The sequence below is a fragment of the Priestia flexa NBRC 15715 genome (assembly GCF_001591565.1).
In the GTDB taxonomy this organism is placed as follows: domain Bacteria; phylum Bacillota; class Bacilli; order Bacillales; family Bacillaceae_H; genus Priestia; species Priestia flexa.
Map to the genome: position 1 here is coordinate 1 of NZ_BCVD01000098.1, position 15,699 is coordinate 15,699.

The window sequence follows — 15,699 nt, forward strand, 5'->3', positions numbered from 1 at the left end:
TCCTGCGGAAAGGAAGCAATCTGAAATGGAAATCACGCTAGGCAGAGAACAAGTGCTTCCCCCTCTAAAAACAAGTTAAATCTGACATAACTAAATATAATAGCTAACGATAAAAAAACGATATTTTAACTATGGCTATAAATATCATATAGTTAAGGTAACAAAGAATTAATCGATTGTAGAGGAGGCGACAAGATGTTTTGGAAAAAAGATGAACCCGTAGCTGTTCATGGTGTACTTTTTTACGGTTTGCTGAGTAAAAAGCAACGAGCAATCCTCAAAGAAATTGAAAAAGTTACTGCCCCTGAAGAATGGAACGGTTTAAAAGGCGTTTATTGCCTCGGCAGTGTTAAGGTACAAGGAAGAGATGTATTAGGCGTTTATTACGGACAATTTCCAAAGCAAACCTCTTCAAAAAAGCAAGCTCTACAATTTGAAATTAACTATAAAAAATATACAGTGACAGAGTGTCCTATTGTCTTTGTTGACACCATGAAAAACAAAAAAGCTCATCAGTTCGCTTTCATCGTTCTTCATGAACTAGGTCATCACGTAGATCGAACTCAAAACCAAGCTGTATTAAGAGAAGGAAACAAACAGCAAGAACTATTTGCAAACACATATGCAATTGAACGTTTTTTACAAATGGAAGGAATGGAATCCAAGCAGCTTCACAATATTCCTTACCTTCAAGAAGCGATTCAGGAATACCAACAATCGCACTATCCATTCTGTCCTCCGCTTACTCTTCGTGTTGAATAACGAACCCACTCCTACCTATGTTTTAAAAGCCATGAACAAAAAGGATTTAATTATATAAAAAGTTTTAAAAGTATTTATATGACGAATTATTTACAGCGAACCGAATCTTAAATTATGATTATTTTAAGAAAAAACAGAAAATTAAGGTGCTGTAAGAACAGAAGCTAGTATAACTGGCTGCTGAGTTTTTAACATCATGTAAATGCAGATAAAACCATGGCTTTGTCAACTTTAATGAAAGCGTATACAAAACAAGGGGTAGGGGGGATTTATATGTTAGCAATACTTGGTTTTGCAATGGTATGTACCTTCATGTTTTTAATTATGACAAATCGCTTAACACCACTAATTGCACTGATGGTTATTCCTGTTATATTTGCAATCATTGGTGGCTTTACAACAGATATAGGTGAAATGGCGTTAGCAGGTGTAAAAGAATTAGCACCAACGGGCGTAATGCTCATGTTTGCTATTCTATACTTTGGTATTATGATTGATGCTGGGTTATTTGATCCAGTTGTAGGTAAAATCTTAAAGATTGTTAAAGGGGATCCACTGAAAATTACGATTGGGACAGCCATTCTTGTTTTAACTATTTCATTGGATGGTGACGGAACAACAACATACATGATTACGCTCTCTGCAATGTTACCGCTTTATAAAAAGTTAAACATGAGTACGATGATGTTAGCCTGTATTGCGATTATGGGAAGCGGAGTTATGAACTTAACGCCTTGGGGTGGTCCAACTGCTCGTGCGATGAGTGCATTAAATCTAGACGCTTCTCAAGTATTTACACCGTTAATTCCAGCGATGGTTGGAGGAGCAATTTGGGTTATCTTCACCGCTTACCTATTTGGTAAAAAAGAACGTCAACGTTTAGGCGTAATTGATTTAAAAGATATTTCATCTGTACAAGTTGCGTTTGCAGAGCAAGCAGCAGCAGTGGAGCAGCCAAGCTACAAGCGTCCAAAATTACTTTATGTAAATCTTGGCTTAACAATTTTATTAATGGTTGGGTTAATTAGCGGAATCATGCCTTTACAAATTTTATTTATGATAGCGTTTGCTATTGCGATTATGATTAACTATCCAAATTTAGAAACACAAAAAGAACGAATTACAGCTCATGCGGGTAACGTACTAGCCGTTGTGTCACTAGTATTTGCAGCAGGGATCTTTACAGGGATTTTATCTGGTACAAAGATGGTTGATGCGATGGGAAATAGCTTAGTTTCTCTTATTCCAGATGCACTGGGACCTTACATGTCAGTCATCACAGCCATTACAAGCATGCCATTTACATTCTTTATGTCAAATGATGCTTACTACTATGGCATTCTACCAATTATCGCACAGGCAGCAGCCACATACGGAATCGACGCAGCTGAAATTGCGCGTGCATCATTAATCGGTCAGCCAGTTCACTTGCTAAGTCCACTTGTTGCTTCCACATATCTATTAGTAGGTATGGCGAAAGTTGACCTTGGAGAATTCCAGCGCTACACGTTAAAATGGACGATTGGTACATCAATGGTCATGCTGCTTGTTGCTATCATTACAGGGGTCATTACCTTGTAACATGAGAACTTATTCGCTTTCAAGCGGATAAGTTCTTTTCTATATAATTGATAGGTAAGTTCAAGATATAAGAAGTAGTCTAATTCGATAGTAATGCTTTTAAATAATCAAGAAGACGATAAAGTTCTTATCTTGAAACCTCATACCAAGTAGAGGGAGGTTTTTAAAACACAAAAAAATGAACGGTTCTCATCAAAAGGCACCTTAATAAAAAAACCTGTGATTGTAATGGAAGATGCGCCACTCCTGCAGGACTAGCGAGACAGGCGAGACCCCGCAGTTTACGAGGAGGCCCGGCGCTCGCCCTGCGGAAAGGTGGCAATCTGGAATGGAAATCACACTACGTAAAAACAGTGCTTTTAAAATTCAAACAAGAGAGTAAACTCCTCAAAGGTTGTGCCTATTCGAAAGCCTCCTGCCAGGCAGAGAGCGCATTTTGTAATGATCTTATTCAAGGCTGAAAGATAATATTTATAAAAGTCAGACAAATCAAAACGTAAGATAAAAATTTTGGTAGAATAAAAGAGGAGTGCAAATAGAAGAAGGATGTCAAAATAGAATGAAAAAAACAATTTCCATTTCGTTAGAAACAAAAACAGTTGGCCTTACTGTTGGTTTGGTACTACTTGTGGTTACATTACTTGCTAGTATCTTTTCTTATATGCAAGCAGTGGAGTCAAAAAAGCAAGCAGAACAGTTAGCTTTGCAGGCTGCCAAATCGATTTCCTTTATGCCAGAAGTCAAACAAGCTTTCAATGACAAGAATCCTTCAAAGGTCATTCAGCCTTTAGCAGAGCAAGTACGTGAACAAATTGGTGCTGAAGCCATTATCGTTGAAAACCGAAAAAAAGCCATTTATTCGCCTGACGAAGAGAAAAGAACAGACCGTCAAACCAATGCCAGTTCCAACTATCGTGCGCTTATGTTTGGAGGGTACTATACGCTGGAAGGCATGGGAACTTCGGGTCTATCTATTATGGGGAAAGCTCCGGTGATTAGCGAACAAGGAAAATACCGTGAAATTATTGGTGTCGTTACCGTAGAATTTCTAGAGCGAGACGTTCATGCTCATTTAATTAAGCGCATTCAACAGATTATTTTTTACGCTTTTCTCGTCCTTCTTCTTGGAATCGTTGGGGGAGTCTTACTCGCTAAAAGCATTAAAAAAGATACTCTTGGCTTAGAGCCAAACGAAATCGCTTCTTTGTATCGGGAGCGTAGTGCAATTTTGCGATCGATAAAAGAAGGCATTATCGCCATTGATGCGAAAGGTCGAATTACGATGATGAATACATCAGCGAGGCATATGCTCGGCTTGCAGGATAACTATACCCCAAAGTCAATCATTGAAGTATTCCCTTATACAAACATGATGCGGGTGCTGGTAGATGGTCAAGCGCAAAATGATCAAGAGATTCGCTTTCATAATAAGCTTTTTATTTTAAACTTATTGCCCATTATTGAAAATGACAAAATCGTTGGTGTCGTAGCAAGTTTCCGCGATAAAACAGAGCTGAATCATTTAATCCATACGCTAGGAGAAGTACGGAGATACTCTGAGGACTTACGGGCACAAACACATGAATTCACAAACAAGCTTTATGTGCTATCTGGACTGCTACAGCTAGGAGAGTATGATGAGGCCTTTGAATTTATTCAAAAAGAGTCCAATGCGCACCAAACGCAAAATCGAATTTTATTTCATCAAATTTTGGATGCTAAAGTACAAGCTGTGCTATTAGGTAAGATGGGCAAAGCGTCTGAAAAGAAAGTAGAGTTTACCATTGCAGAGGATAGCTTATTGAAAGAGCTACCTTCGCATATTGATGTCTCACACTTAATCATCATTATTGGAAACCTAATTGATAATGCTTTTGATGCAGTTAGTACGCAAGATGACAAGAAAGTATCGTTTTTTATTACCGATATTGGTCAAGACATCATTATTGAAGTAAGTGATAATGGAAGTGGAATTTCAGAAGAAATAATTGATAAATTGTTTTCAAAAGGATTTTCGACGAAAGGACAAAACCGAGGATATGGGCTTTCAAACGTGAAAGAAATGATCGATGAGCTTCAAGGTTGGATTGACATTCATCCTGAAGAAGAAGGTACCACATTCTCTGTTTATCTACCGAAGCAAAAGTAGACGCAATTGGGATGAGAGAAAATCAAACAAAGGAGAGAGACATCATGTTAAAAGTAGCCATTGCAGAGGATGATTTTCGAATCGCTCAGGTTCAAGAACGATTTTTACAAGAAATAGAGAATGTGAAAGTGGTAGGAAAAGCTTTAAATGCTAAAGAAGCGATAGAGATGCTCGAGCAAGAACCTATCGATTTGCTTATTTTGGATATTTATATGCCTGATGAAATGGGAACGGATTTATTACCACGTATTCGAGAACGATTTCCGGAAGTAGATGTCATTGTGGTGACGGCTGCCACTGAAAGGGATATTTTAGAGCGATGTTTGCGAAATGGTGTTGTTAATTACTTGATTAAGCCTGTAAAAATGGAGTCATTCATTGAAGCAATTGAAGGGTACCAGAAAAAAAGAAGCTTGCTGCAAGCTCGAGATGAAGTGGACCAATCGTTTGTTAATTCGTATTTTGGCTATGATAAGCAGCAGTCGCCAGTGGAAAAAGTCTTACCATCTGGAATTGACGGTATCACGTTAAAGCAGGTGAAAGCTATTTTAAAAGGCCTCACAGAAGGTATTACAATCGAAGAAATGGGCAAAAAGATGGGCGTATCTCGAACGACGGCTCGTCGTTACTTAGAATATTTAGTATCTGTGCAAGAATGTCATGTTCAGTATGATTATGGCATTGTTGGTCGACCAGAGCGAAAGTATCATTTGACATAGGTCAGGATGAATTATATGAAGAAGTGGATTAGTTTAGTAAGCATAATACTTGTGTTAATGAGCTGTAGTAATCATGATCAAAATGTGCACTTTGATCACATAGAATTAGTAGCCCCAGGAGCGGTTGGAGGTGGAGCGGATTTAACCGCTAGGACCATGCAGCACGTGTTACAACAAGAAGTAATGGATGTACCTGTTTCTGTTGTCAATAAAACACAAAGTCAAGGAGAAGAAGCGTGGCGTTATGTACAGCAACTTGAAGGGGGAAACGTCATTTCAGGTAACTCTAGCTTATTGATTACGAATCATTTACTGGGGCAAAGTCAGCTAACGTATAAAAACTTTACGCCTCTTGCGATTTTGGCAACCGAATGGGAAGTCATCGTTGTTCCAGCCTCTTCCTCCATTATGACAATGAAGAGCTTGATGGATGCTTTAAAAGAAAATCATCATCCATTAAAGATTGGATTATCTCCTCGGTTAGGTAATGATGATCATTTGTCGTTTGTGCAAGCAGCGCAAAAAGCAAAAGTTGAAACGTCTCGCTTAGCTTTTTACGTATATGGAAGTAGCCATGGCGTGCTGGACGCGCTCCAAGAGAATGAAGTTCAAGTAGCTCCTATGTCGTTATCAGAAGCGAAGGATGCGTATGAGCGAGGGGATGTTCGGATTTTGGGCGTTTCAGCTCCGCGGCGCTTAGCAGAATTTAATGACGTTCCAACGTGGAAAGAAGAAGGAATTGACGTTGTTTTTAGCCATTGGAGAGGATTAATGGGTCCACCAAATATGACGCAAGAAGAAATTGATTACTGGAATCAAGCCATATACAAAATGGTCAATACGAAGGCGTGGAAACAGCTTTTAAAAGAAAATGATTTTTATCCTTTTTATAAAAACAGCAGCGGTGCCTCTGTGTTTTTGGAAAGACAAAGTAAGCTATATGAAGAATTAATGAGCGGCAAGTAAAAAAGCTATATGACTTCATATAGCTTCTTACTTGTTTAATGAATATCATGCAAATCAATCTCTTCAATAAACTCAATGAATGCTTTTACAATTTTAATTTCAAGTGACTCCTCATGAAAGTACATCCACGTTTTTCGAAGTAAAGCAGTCCCATCTTCGTTTTGCATCGGAATGACGTGAAGCCCTTCAACATCTTCAACTAGCATGTGGGGAAGCATTGCGTAACCAAGGCCGTTTTCTACCATCTTTTTACATGTATCTGCTTTATCTACGTGAATGCTGACGCTTGGAGGCTGATTAAAATTTTCGCTCCACCAATGGTCGACAGCTGTTTTCAAAAAGCGGTCTTGATGATAATCAATGCGAGGTAGACGCGGAAGATCGTTTAGCTCGATCGGTGTCTTTGAAGCAATACACACCGTTTCTTCAAAGATAAGCCGCTTTTCGTTGCGCCAGTTATAATCACCTTTTACAAAAGCAATATGAACATCTTGGTGATGCAGGAGGTTTACAACGTCGCTGCTCCAGCCGGTTGTTACTTTAAATTCAACATCCGGATACTTATCTTTAAACAAACGCAAGAGTCCGGGTAATTTATAATCTGTGAAGAAATTCGAGACGCCAAGCCTTAGTGTGCCTGTTAATTTATCGCCCATATTTAAGACGTGGTCTTTTATGTGCTGGAGATGCGCAATCATTTTATCAGCAGATTTTGCTAAATATTCTCCTTGAGGTGTAAAGTGGATACCTCTGCGCCCACGGTTAACAATCTGTACACCAAATTCTTTTTCCATCTGTTGCAGGCGGTTCGTCAGGGCTGGTTGTGAGATATAAAGTAGTTTTGCAGCTTTTGTGATGTTTTTCTCTTGGTATAAAAGCTGTAAAATGAGCCAATCGCGATCGTCCATGTCTTCCTCCTTTATTCAGGCATTAATTTTTTTTATCTTTCTACATACAAATCCGATATTTCAATTATCTCTAAAAGTATACTATAGTTTAGATAGATAGAAAACGTAAAGTTTATGCGTAAGAGCAAGGGGACTTAAACCGCTTGTTTTGTTTTTTAACTGACAAAGTAATCGTAGCAAAAATAGAAAGAAGGATTTGAAATGAAAGCAACATTATCTTTTTCATCTACGCTTTTATTGATTATACTAAGCGCTTTAGGCGGGCTGTTATTGTCTTCATTAGGAATGTCAATCGGCTGGATGATTGGAACACTTATTGTGGCAACAACTTTAGCAATTACTCGTCCTCAATTTTTGAAGGTTCCTTCGAATTCTAAAGGAATGCCAAAGGTTTGGCCGTATATCGGTCAGCTTATTCTAGCAATTGAGCTGGGGCAACAAATTAATCTAACGGTTGTCAGCACATTTGTAGATAATTGGCTTCCTGTATCTATCATTTTATTAATCTCTATTTTATTTTCATTAGGCTCTGGGTTTATTCTTTTTAAATTCACCTCAAATGATTTGTTAACAAGCTTGTTCAGTACAGCTCCTGGTGGACTAAGTGCCATGCCAGGGATTGCAGAAGAGGTGGGAGCAAACACTGCAACGGTAAGCGTTGTTCAAATTATGCGCGTATTCCTTGTTGTGCTTACGGTTCCACTTCTTGTTTCATCGTTAGGAGAACAAGCAACAGTAGCAGCACCCTCTGAGGCAGCTTTTTCTTTTAGTTTAGAGTCAGTATCATGGACATTTGTATTAGTCTTTGCAGCATTTATTGGATACCTAATTGGCAAGCGTTTCAAATTTCCGGCTCCGTGGCTTGTTGGAGGGATGCTGACGGTAGGCATCATGCAAGTAGCAGGCTCAGCGATTGCAGGCTATAACTTAACAGCGTGGTGGCCACATCTTGTCTTAATTATTGCGCAAGTAATCATTGCGACAAGCATTGGTTCACGTTTTCACGCTGATATGTTTCAGGGTATGAAGCGAACGATTGGAGTGGCTTTTATTAGCACAATTGTGTTAATTGGTACGATGTTTCTATGTGCATATATCATATCTGAGGTTGGAGGCATACCATTTATTACAACAGCACTTGCTTTTGCTCCAGGAGGAGTTGCGGAGATGGCGACCACTTCTGTTGTACTAGGAGCAGATGCACCGTTTGTTGTAGCTGTTCAAGTATTTCGTATTTTAATTGTTTCGCTGCTATTACCACCAATCTTTAGATGGTTCTATCAGGTTGGGGAGCAGAAAGTTCATGCTCATGCTAAGGTTCAAGAAAGGTAATAGCTGACTTATGAAGAGAGGTAGTGGTGGGAAATGAATCATGAAAAAGAGCTAGTGGTGAGTCAATTTGGCAGCAATGCTAAAAACTATGTGAAAAGCAAAGGCCATTCCAAAGGAGCTGATTTAGCTTTCTTAACAGAATTAGCGGCTGATTATGCCGGAGAAAAAGCCTTGGATATCGCAACGGGTGGAGGCCACGTAGCTAATAAGCTTGCCGGTTTATTTGGTGAGGTAGTAGCTTTTGATCTTACTCCACAAATGCTCCTTTATGCAGAAGAATTTATCAAAAGTAACGGTCATGAGAACGTATCGTTTGTCCAGGGTGAAGCAGAGAAACTACCGTTTTTAGATGAAGCGTTTAATCTCGTAACGTGCCGAATCGCTCCTCATCACTTTACCGATGTGCAAAGCTTTGTTAACGAATCAGCTCGGGTATTAAAGAAAGACGGAGCGTTTATAGTCGTGGATAACGTGGCGCCAGAAAGCGACGCATATGATACTTTTTATAACGAAGTGGAAAAGAAGCGAGATCCTAGCCATAAGCGTGCTTATAAAAAGACAGAGTGGTTTAAAATGTTAGAGGGAGCGGGCTTCACAATTGAGCTAATGACGCGCTTTCCAAAAACATTTCTGTTTGATGATTGGTGTGAAATGATGAAAGTACCGCTAAACGATAAGCAAGAGCTCATAGAAAAGATGCTGCGTGCTTCAAGTGAACTGAAAACGTTCTTTCATATTCAAACAGACGGTAAAAGCATTCAATCGTTTCAAGCAGAATCCGTTTTAATTGTTGCGAAAAAATAAGAGAAGCCGTGCTCCTGTGAGAGCGTGGCTTGTTGTTTCAACACCAGCTCCAAGTAAGAGCATGGTTGTTTGAACAATTTCTTCGTCTGTGAAACCTTCTCCATCTATATTGACTTGAATTAAATCCGAAATAATGTCATCTGCAAGATTTGACCGTTTTTGAACGACAAGTGGATAGAGATATTCAAAATATTCTTTAGCTGCCTGTTGTTTTTCTTGTTCGAGTTCATGAAGGCGCTCTTTATCGTAAGGTTGAAATAATACGTCTATCCAATGTTTGAACTGGTGACGGTCTTCAATCGGTACGCCGAATAAATCTGCAATCACGTAGCTAGGTAAAGGCGATGCAAAAACTTCGACAATATCTACAGTTGTATTCACTTCGATGTCTTTGACAAGATTAGCAGCAATTTGACGAATGCGTGGCTCCCAGTTCTTTAAGCTACGTGGTGTAAAAGCAGCAGAAAGTAAAGAGCGTGCTTTACGATGATCAGGTGGATCTAACAGCGTTAGTTTGGTATCTCAGTTACCGGAATTACTTCTTGTTTCATTGTTCGTTCCTCCTTCTATAGAGATGGAAAAGAGTAAATGCTCTCTAAACTTTTTGTGCATACAGTTCGATAAAATGAACCTGTAGTTCAAAATGTACCTTAATTATATAGGGGGTATTGTTTGCTCATCAACTGAAATAGAAAAGTTGAGCGTAAAGAAATGAAAAAAATGCAAATGATATCCATATGTCGATGTGCTAGCTGAAATATACATTTGTAGCCCTACTCATAAGAACGTGATAGGATATTAACTAGAATTGAGATATAAAGGCGGTATGAAAGATGATTAAAGCAATTGTGTTTGACTTTGATGGATTAATTGTAGATACAGAATCAGTTTGGTATGAAGTATACTGCGATATGCTAGAACCTCGTGGCGTACATTTGAAAATTGAAGAGTTTGCGTCTTATATAGGAACGGATACTAAAGCGCTTTACGACTTTTTATATGAGCAGTTTGGTCGTGAATTAACGAAGGAAGAAATTGCAAAAGAGTCATTAAAGCGTCACCAAGAAAAAATGAAGCAGCTTGCAGCTCGTGAAGGCGTTCTTGAGTATTTAAAAGAAGCGAAAGAATTAGGACTGAAAATTGGTTTAGCTAGCAGCTCAGACCGTGCATGGGTTACGTCGTTTTTAAAGGAATTAGATCTCCTTGGTCATTTCGAAGTGATGCAAACGCGTGGCGACGTGGAAAAAGTTAAGCCAGATCCAGCTCTTTATAAGCAAACAGTTGAAAAGTTAGGCGTAAAACCTTCTGAAGCCATTGCTTTTGAAGACTCAGCCAACGGTGCAAAAGCTGCGATTGCTGCGGGTTTACAATGTGTAATTGTGCCGAATCGTCTCTCTGCACATTTGACGTTTGAAACGTATCACTTACGCATTGCCTCTATGAAAGAGAAGTCGTTGCAAGAAGTAATTGAACAGGTAAGTCATTAAAAAAGTGAAGCTAGCATTAGCTCCACTTTCTATGGTTCTAAGTGTATTTTTGGGAACGGAATATGAGGCGGTTGTATTACTGTCCAACTTGTCAAAAGAAGTAAGTATAGAAAAGGAGGGATTTTAAGCTGAATAGCTCGTCCCTAGTCTTCTATACTTGGTAGGCATCCGATAGAATTAAACATAACGCTATTGTGGCTTTGAAGGTCAAATTAGAATTCTGCAAATTGTATTGAACTATATAAGGTAGTGTGGTACAACTAATAGAGGTAATAATCAGATAGTTTTACAAAAAAATAGTCATTATCAAACCACTAGGGGTGCTTTTCAAAGCTGAGAGAGACGCTTGTCTTAACCCTTATAACCTGAACTAGGTAATACTAGCGTAGGAAAGAGGTATTGTGTGCTACATCTATGACTTTTACGTGATGTAAGAGGGATACATGTGTATATTCAAGCGCTTCTTTTCTATGAAAAGAAGCGCTTTTTTATGTGGTTTAGAAGGAGGGAATTGGTATGAATATTACGGATGTAGTAAAGCAAGTAGATGACAAACGAGATGAGCTTATTGAACTTTTGACCAAGCTCATATCTTACAAAACACCAGCACCACCTGCACGTAATACAAAAGAAGCGCAGAGCTATATTGCGCGGCTGTTGGAAAGCTATGGTTTTGAAACAGATATGTGGGACGTGTATCCAAATGATCCTAACGTTGTTGGAACATTAAAGGGAACAAATCGAAGTGGGTACCAGAGCTTGATTATTAATGGACATATTGATGTTGCAGCTGTTAACGAAGACGAAGGATGGGATGCTGATCCGTTTCAAGCGAGGTGCGGTGAAGAATTTATTACGGGGAGAGGCGCTGCCGATATGAAAGGCGGACTCGCTGGTGCGCTGTTTGCTATTAAGCTTCTACGTGAAGCTGGAGTGGAGTTTCCTGGTGATTTAGTGTTTCAGTCAGTTATCGGTGAAGAGGTTGGAGAGGCAGGTACCCTTGAATGCTGCAAGCGAGGATATAGCGCAGACTTTGCGGTTGTGGTTGATACAAGTGATTTGCAAATCCAAGGTCAAGGTGGAGTCATTACCGGGTGGATAACTGTGAAAAGTAAGCAAACATATCATGATGCCACAAGAAGACAAATGATTCATGCCGGCGGCGGTTTGTTGGGAGCCAGTGCAATTGAAAAAATGATGAAATTAATTGGTGCACTACAAGAGTTAGAGCGCCACTGGGCTGTTGTCAAAAGCTACCCTGGCTTTCCGCCTGGAACAAATACAATCAATCCAGCGGTTATTGAAGGTGGTCGCCACGCAGCGTTTATCGCAGATGAGTGCAGGCTGTGGGTGACCGTTCATTATTATCCAAATGAATCGTATGAAGAAGTAGCGAAAGAAGTAGAAGACCATCTGTTACAGGTTGCAAAAGCAGATCGGTGGCTAAGAGAAAATCTCCCAACGTTTAAGTGGGGAGGAACATCAATGATTGAAGATAGAGGTGAAATTTTCCCTGCATTTGAAGTAGATAGAAATCACCCAGCAGTTCACTCGTTAGTCAGTGCTCATAGAGAAGTGACAATGAAAGAAGCGAAAGTCAACGTTTCTCCAACGGTTACGGACGGTGGCTGGCTAGCTGATGCAGGTATAGCTACAGTTATTTATGGCCCAGGCGAATTAACGGAAGCACACGCTGTTAATGAAAAGCTGTCCGTTGATCAATTACTCGATTACACGAAAGTGATGGTTCAGTTTATTTATGAGTGGCTACATACAAAAAAGGAGAGTGCCTAATGAGATTCAGTGAACGTTTATATGAAAAAGTAAAGCCTATTTGGAAGCAAACGCATGAGCATCCCTTTGTAAAGGGGATGGGAGAAGGGACGTTAGAGCAAGAGAAGTTTCGCTTTTATATGGTACAAGATTACGTGTATTTAATTGATTATGCGAAGCTATTTGCACTTGGAGCAGTAAAAGCAACAGATGTTCAAACGATGGGGAAATTTGCAGCGTTATTACATTCAACAATCAACGAAGAGATGGAGCTACATAGACAATATGCAAAACGTTTTTTAATTACTCCTGAAGAACTAGAAACAGCAGAGCCCGCGCCAACAACGCTTGCTTACACGCACTATATGCTTCACGTTTCTCAAAACGGAACGCTAGCTGAGCTTGTTGCCGCACTGCTCCCGTGCATGTGGAGCTATTGGGAAATTGGCAAAGAGCTTTCCACTCAGCCTGGAGCAGCTCATGAGCTTTATAGTGAGTGGATTCACATGTACAGCTCAGCTGAATTTGGTGAGCTTGCGACTTGGTGCATCGATCTAATGGATCAGCTAGCAGAAGGAAAATCAGAAGCAGAGCTTAACAAGCTAGAAGAAATCTTTATTAATACGACGCGCTTTGAATACTTATTCTGGGATATGGCTTATGAAAAAGCGATGTGGCCTGTTCATGTATAAAAAAGCTTTGGAGTTTGAAAAGGTGACTTTCTCATATGAAGAAAGCAAAGGAGCAATCTTAGAATCTCTTAATTTTGATATTAAAGAAGGAGAGTTTGTCAGCATTGTTGGTGCAAGCGGTTCAGGAAAGAGCACGCTTTTTCGACTCATTACCGGGTTAGAGATAGAGCAGACGGGAAGGATTTTAATTAATGGTCAGCAGCATCATAGTAGATTGGGTCATGTGGGATACATGCCCCAAGAAGATCTTCTTTTACCTTGGAGGACGATTCTAGATAACGCTGCTTTACCTTTAGAGTTAAAAGGAGTAGCGAAGGGAAAAGCATATACACAAGTAAAAGAGCTGCTAAGTGAATTTGGGTTAGAAGGGTATGAACATCGATTTCCTGCCAATTTATCAGGAGGAATGAAGCAGCGGGTTTCGTTTCTTCGTAGCGTGCTAAGCGGGTCAAACGTACTTTTGCTAGATGAACCGTTTAGTGCCTTGGATGCCATTACTCGTCTATCCATGCAGGAGTGGCTGCTTGAACAGTGGCAAAAGCGTAAGCAAACCATTTTGTTTATCACCCATGATGTACAGGAAGCGCTGTTTTTATCAGATCGAATCTTTATCTTTGATAAGCAGCCTTTAAAGGAATTTCAGCAGGTCAAGGTACCTCTTGAAAGGCCAAGGTCTCTGCAGGATATAGATCGACCAGAGATTGTAAAGCTAAAGCATCAACTGATGGAAGAGCTCAGAATGAAGGTGGATGCATGAAGAAGGTAAAAGAGTGGAGTTCATCTATTATTTTAACGCTCATGTTGCTGCTTATTTGGCAGGTTATCGCTTATGTTGTGGCGATGCCCTTTATTTTACCATCTCCAGTTGAGGTGTGCGTGAGAATATGGGAGCTAAAAGATGTGCTGTTCATTGAACATTTACCTTCAACGCTACGGATTATTTTAATAGGTTTAGCCATTTCAATTGTTGTAGGCGTGGTGGTTGCGATTTGGATGAATAACAACAAAACCATTGAGCGGGCTATCTATCCTATTTTAGTAGCTTCGCAAACCATTCCAATCATAGCGCTAGCGCCTATTTTTGTACTTTGGTTTGGCTATTCAATCTGGAGCAAAGTAGTTGTAACGGTCTTAATTACGTTTTTCCCCATTACCGTTAACACGTTTGATGGTCTTCGCTCAACGAGACGTGAACACGTTGAACTTTTAAAAACGATGGGAGCGACTAAACGAGATCTTTTTATGAAGCTAAGTGTTCCAGCCGCTTTACCTCATTTTTATTCAGGTTTAAAAGTAGCGGTAACCTTAAGCGTTATTGGCGCTGCGATCGGTGAATGGCTCGGTGCACAAGCCGGTTTAGGTTATTTCAGTCGACGGATGATGACACAGTTTGATGGGGCTGGTGTATTCGCTCCAATCGTTGTGTTATCCCTTATCGGCATCATCTCTTTTATTGGCATTACATGGATTGAACGTAAATCACTGAAGTGGAGGAAATTTAAATGAAAAAATGGCTAGTTAGTTTATCATTGCTGCTTTTAGTAGTAGTAACGGCAGCTTGTGGGAAAGACGCTACAAGCTCATCAATTAATAAAAAAGATTTAAAGGAAGTAACGGTGATGCTCGATTGGTATCCAAACGCTGTACATAGCTTTTTATACGTAGCACAAGAAAAAGGTTATTTTGAAGAAGAAGGTGTAAAGGTAGATATTCAATATCCTGCCAACCCAACCGACCCGTTAAATCTAGCGGCTACGGGTAAAGTCACGTTAGGTTTTTACTATCAGCCAGATGTCGTAATGGCAAGAGCCAACGAAAACGTTCCGGTGAAGTCAGTAGGAGCTATTGTCCGTTCTCCGTTAAATCACGTTGTGTTTTTAGACGAAAGTCCTGTTAAACGCCCAAAAGATTTAGAAGGCAAGACGGTAGGCTATACGGGAATTCCTTTAAATGAAGCTCTGCTGAAAAAGATGATCAAAACGGACGGAGGGAATCCGGACAAGGTAAAAATGGCTGACGTAGGCTTTGAATTAGGGTCTTCAGTTGTAACCAAAAAAGTCGACGCGGTAATCGGGGCTTATATTAACCATGAAGTTCCTGTTTTAAAAGACAAAGGATATGATACACGCTATTTTAATCCAACCGATTATGGTGTTCCCAATTATTACGAGCTAGTAGCCGTAACAAGTGATCATACATGGGAAAAAGATGAAGAATCAATTCGTGCTTTTTGGAAAGCGGCAACAAAGGGCTATGAATTCATGAATGAACATCCGGATGAAGCTCTTGATATTCTATTAAGCAATCAAGACAAAGCGAATTTTCCACTAGTGGAAGGAGTAGAAAAACAAAGTTTGGATATCTTACTTCCAAAGATGGAGTCAGCTGAAGGCTTTGGAAGTCAGACAAATAAGTCTTGGGAAGAAACAGCGAAGTGGTTAAAGGATTCTAGTTTAATTAAAAAAGAACCCAAGCCAGAGGATATGTTTATAGATTTGACAAACTAATAAAAAAGAGACTGAGACA

Annotated in this window: 14 protein-coding genes, 1 pseudogene and 1 riboswitch; of the genes and pseudogenes, 13 read left to right on the forward strand and 2 right to left on the reverse strand. The window is 39.7% G+C overall.

What is annotated here, in order from left to right; all coding sequences use genetic code 11:
• Nucleotides 1-195: 195 nt before the first annotated feature.
• From BFL01S_RS14865 to BFL01S_RS14885, 5 genes are all read left to right on the forward strand, one after another.
• On the forward strand, nucleotides 196-762 hold the full coding sequence (locus BFL01S_RS14865; RefSeq protein ID WP_061786162.1) for an ImmA/IrrE family metallo-endopeptidase: 567 nt from the start codon (nucleotides 196-198) through the stop codon (nucleotides 760-762).
• A 273-nt stretch (nucleotides 763-1,035) separates the two neighbouring features.
• Entirely contained in the window at nucleotides 1,036-2,343 is a 1,308-nt protein-coding gene (locus BFL01S_RS14870; RefSeq protein WP_025910357.1) for a CitMHS family transporter, read from the forward strand.
• Nucleotides 2,344-2,902: 559 nt separating this feature from the next.
• Nucleotides 2,903-4,492: an ATP-binding protein gene (locus BFL01S_RS14875; protein WP_061786163.1), complete on the forward strand. Its 1,590-nt coding sequence runs from the start codon at nucleotides 2,903-2,905 to the stop codon at nucleotides 4,490-4,492.
• A gap of 44 nt (nucleotides 4,493-4,536) precedes the next feature.
• Nucleotides 4,537-5,211, forward strand: coding sequence for a response regulator (locus tag BFL01S_RS14880; protein ID WP_025910359.1), 675 nt, complete (start codon nucleotides 4,537-4,539; stop codon nucleotides 5,209-5,211).
• A 15-nt stretch (nucleotides 5,212-5,226) separates the two neighbouring features.
• Entirely contained in the window at nucleotides 5,227-6,177 is a 951-nt protein-coding gene (locus tag BFL01S_RS14885; RefSeq protein ID WP_035320925.1) for a tripartite tricarboxylate transporter substrate binding protein, read from the forward strand.
• A 35-nt stretch (nucleotides 6,178-6,212) separates the two neighbouring features.
• On the opposite strand, the gene BFL01S_RS14890 is transcribed toward BFL01S_RS14885, so the two are convergent.
• Nucleotides 6,213-7,085 (reverse strand): LysR family transcriptional regulator, encoded by an 873-nt coding sequence (locus BFL01S_RS14890; RefSeq protein ID WP_025910360.1) that lies wholly within the window; start codon nucleotides 7,083-7,085, stop codon nucleotides 6,213-6,215.
• A 201-nt stretch (nucleotides 7,086-7,286) separates the two neighbouring features.
• On the opposite strand from BFL01S_RS14890, the gene BFL01S_RS14895 reads away from it, so the two are divergent.
• Both BFL01S_RS14895 and BFL01S_RS14900 read left to right on the forward strand, forming a co-directional pair.
• Nucleotides 7,287-8,417 (forward strand): AbrB family transcriptional regulator, encoded by a 1,131-nt coding sequence (locus BFL01S_RS14895; RefSeq protein ID WP_061786164.1) that lies wholly within the window; start codon nucleotides 7,287-7,289, stop codon nucleotides 8,415-8,417.
• A gap of 33 nt (nucleotides 8,418-8,450) precedes the next feature.
• The gene (locus tag BFL01S_RS14900) at nucleotides 8,451-9,221 is read left to right on the forward strand and encodes a class I SAM-dependent methyltransferase (protein WP_061786165.1); all 771 of its coding nucleotides are present in this window, start codon (nucleotides 8,451-8,453) and stop codon (nucleotides 9,219-9,221) included.
• An 18-nt stretch (nucleotides 9,222-9,239) separates the two neighbouring features.
• On the opposite strand, the pseudogene BFL01S_RS14905 reads toward BFL01S_RS14900, so the two are convergent.
• Nucleotides 9,240-9,740: pseudogene (locus BFL01S_RS14905) on the reverse strand (cytochrome P450); the annotation flags it as partial.
• A 314-nt stretch (nucleotides 9,741-10,054) separates the two neighbouring features.
• Between BFL01S_RS14905 and BFL01S_RS14910 the strand changes: the two are divergent.
• The 6 genes from BFL01S_RS14910 (at nucleotide 10,055) to BFL01S_RS14935 (ending at nucleotide 15,680) form a co-directional block, all read left to right on the forward strand.
• Entirely contained in the window at nucleotides 10,055-10,708 is a 654-nt protein-coding gene (locus BFL01S_RS14910; RefSeq protein ID WP_061786166.1) for an HAD family hydrolase, read from the forward strand.
• Between the two features lie 306 nt (nucleotides 10,709-11,014).
• A riboswitch (TPP riboswitch) is annotated at nucleotides 11,015-11,117 on the forward strand.
• Between the two features lie 107 nt (nucleotides 11,118-11,224).
• Entirely contained in the window at nucleotides 11,225-12,502 is a 1,278-nt protein-coding gene (locus BFL01S_RS14915) for an acetylornithine deacetylase (protein ID WP_025910366.1), read from the forward strand.
• A complete protein-coding gene (gene tenA / locus BFL01S_RS14920) occupies nucleotides 12,502-13,173 on the forward strand; it encodes a thiaminase II (protein ID WP_025910367.1) in 672 nt (223 codons plus the stop codon). The genes BFL01S_RS14915 and tenA overlap by 1 nt, the downstream gene beginning before the upstream one ends.
• Nucleotides 13,166-13,930 carry an ABC transporter ATP-binding protein gene (locus BFL01S_RS14925; protein ID WP_025910368.1) on the forward strand — a complete coding sequence of 255 codons (765 nt, stop codon included), beginning with the start codon at nucleotides 13,166-13,168 and terminating at the stop codon, nucleotides 13,928-13,930. Before tenA ends, BFL01S_RS14925 begins: the two co-directional genes overlap by 8 nt.
• Complete coding sequence (locus BFL01S_RS14930; protein WP_061786167.1) at nucleotides 13,927-14,679, forward strand: ABC transporter permease; 753 nt, start codon at nucleotides 13,927-13,929, stop codon at nucleotides 14,677-14,679. The genes BFL01S_RS14925 and BFL01S_RS14930 overlap by 4 nt, the downstream gene beginning before the upstream one ends.
• Nucleotides 14,676-15,680, forward strand: a complete 1,005-nt coding sequence (locus BFL01S_RS14935) for an ABC transporter substrate-binding protein (RefSeq protein WP_061786168.1) — start codon at nucleotides 14,676-14,678, stop codon at nucleotides 15,678-15,680. The genes BFL01S_RS14930 and BFL01S_RS14935 overlap by 4 nt, the downstream gene beginning before the upstream one ends.
• Nucleotides 15,681-15,699 lie beyond the last annotated feature (19 nt).

What these genes read in the sequence shown, in the direction of transcription:
- BFL01S_RS14865 (WP_061786162.1), top strand. Translation starts at nt 196, where the DNA reads ATGTTTTGGAAAAAAGATGAACCCGTAGCTGTTCATGGTGTACTTTTT.
- BFL01S_RS14935 (WP_061786168.1), top strand. Translation starts at nt 14,676, where the DNA reads ATGAAAAAATGGCTAGTTAGTTTATCATTGCTGCTTTTAGTAGTAGTA.
- BFL01S_RS14910 (WP_061786166.1), top strand. Translation starts at nt 10,055, where the DNA reads ATGATTAAAGCAATTGTGTTTGACTTTGATGGATTAATTGTAGATACA.
- BFL01S_RS14875 (WP_061786163.1), top strand. Translation starts at nt 2,903, where the DNA reads ATGAAAAAAACAATTTCCATTTCGTTAGAAACAAAAACAGTTGGCCTT.
- BFL01S_RS14870 (WP_025910357.1), top strand. Translation starts at nt 1,036, where the DNA reads ATGTTAGCAATACTTGGTTTTGCAATGGTATGTACCTTCATGTTTTTA.
- BFL01S_RS14930 (WP_061786167.1), top strand. Translation starts at nt 13,927, where the DNA reads ATGAAGAAGGTAAAAGAGTGGAGTTCATCTATTATTTTAACGCTCATG.
- BFL01S_RS14915 (WP_025910366.1), top strand. Translation starts at nt 11,225, where the DNA reads ATGAATATTACGGATGTAGTAAAGCAAGTAGATGACAAACGAGATGAG.
- BFL01S_RS14890 (WP_025910360.1), bottom strand. Translation starts at nt 7,085, where the DNA reads ATGGACGATCGCGATTGGCTCATTTTACAGCTTTTATACCAAGAGAAA.
- BFL01S_RS14885 (WP_035320925.1), top strand. Translation starts at nt 5,227, where the DNA reads ATGAAGAAGTGGATTAGTTTAGTAAGCATAATACTTGTGTTAATGAGC.
- BFL01S_RS14880 (WP_025910359.1), top strand. Translation starts at nt 4,537, where the DNA reads ATGTTAAAAGTAGCCATTGCAGAGGATGATTTTCGAATCGCTCAGGTT.
- BFL01S_RS14895 (WP_061786164.1), top strand. Translation starts at nt 7,287, where the DNA reads ATGAAAGCAACATTATCTTTTTCATCTACGCTTTTATTGATTATACTA.
- BFL01S_RS14900 (WP_061786165.1), top strand. Translation starts at nt 8,451, where the DNA reads ATGAATCATGAAAAAGAGCTAGTGGTGAGTCAATTTGGCAGCAATGCT.
- tenA (WP_025910367.1), top strand. Translation starts at nt 12,502, where the DNA reads ATGAGATTCAGTGAACGTTTATATGAAAAAGTAAAGCCTATTTGGAAG.
- BFL01S_RS14925 (WP_025910368.1), top strand. Translation starts at nt 13,166, where the DNA reads ATGTATAAAAAAGCTTTGGAGTTTGAAAAGGTGACTTTCTCATATGAA.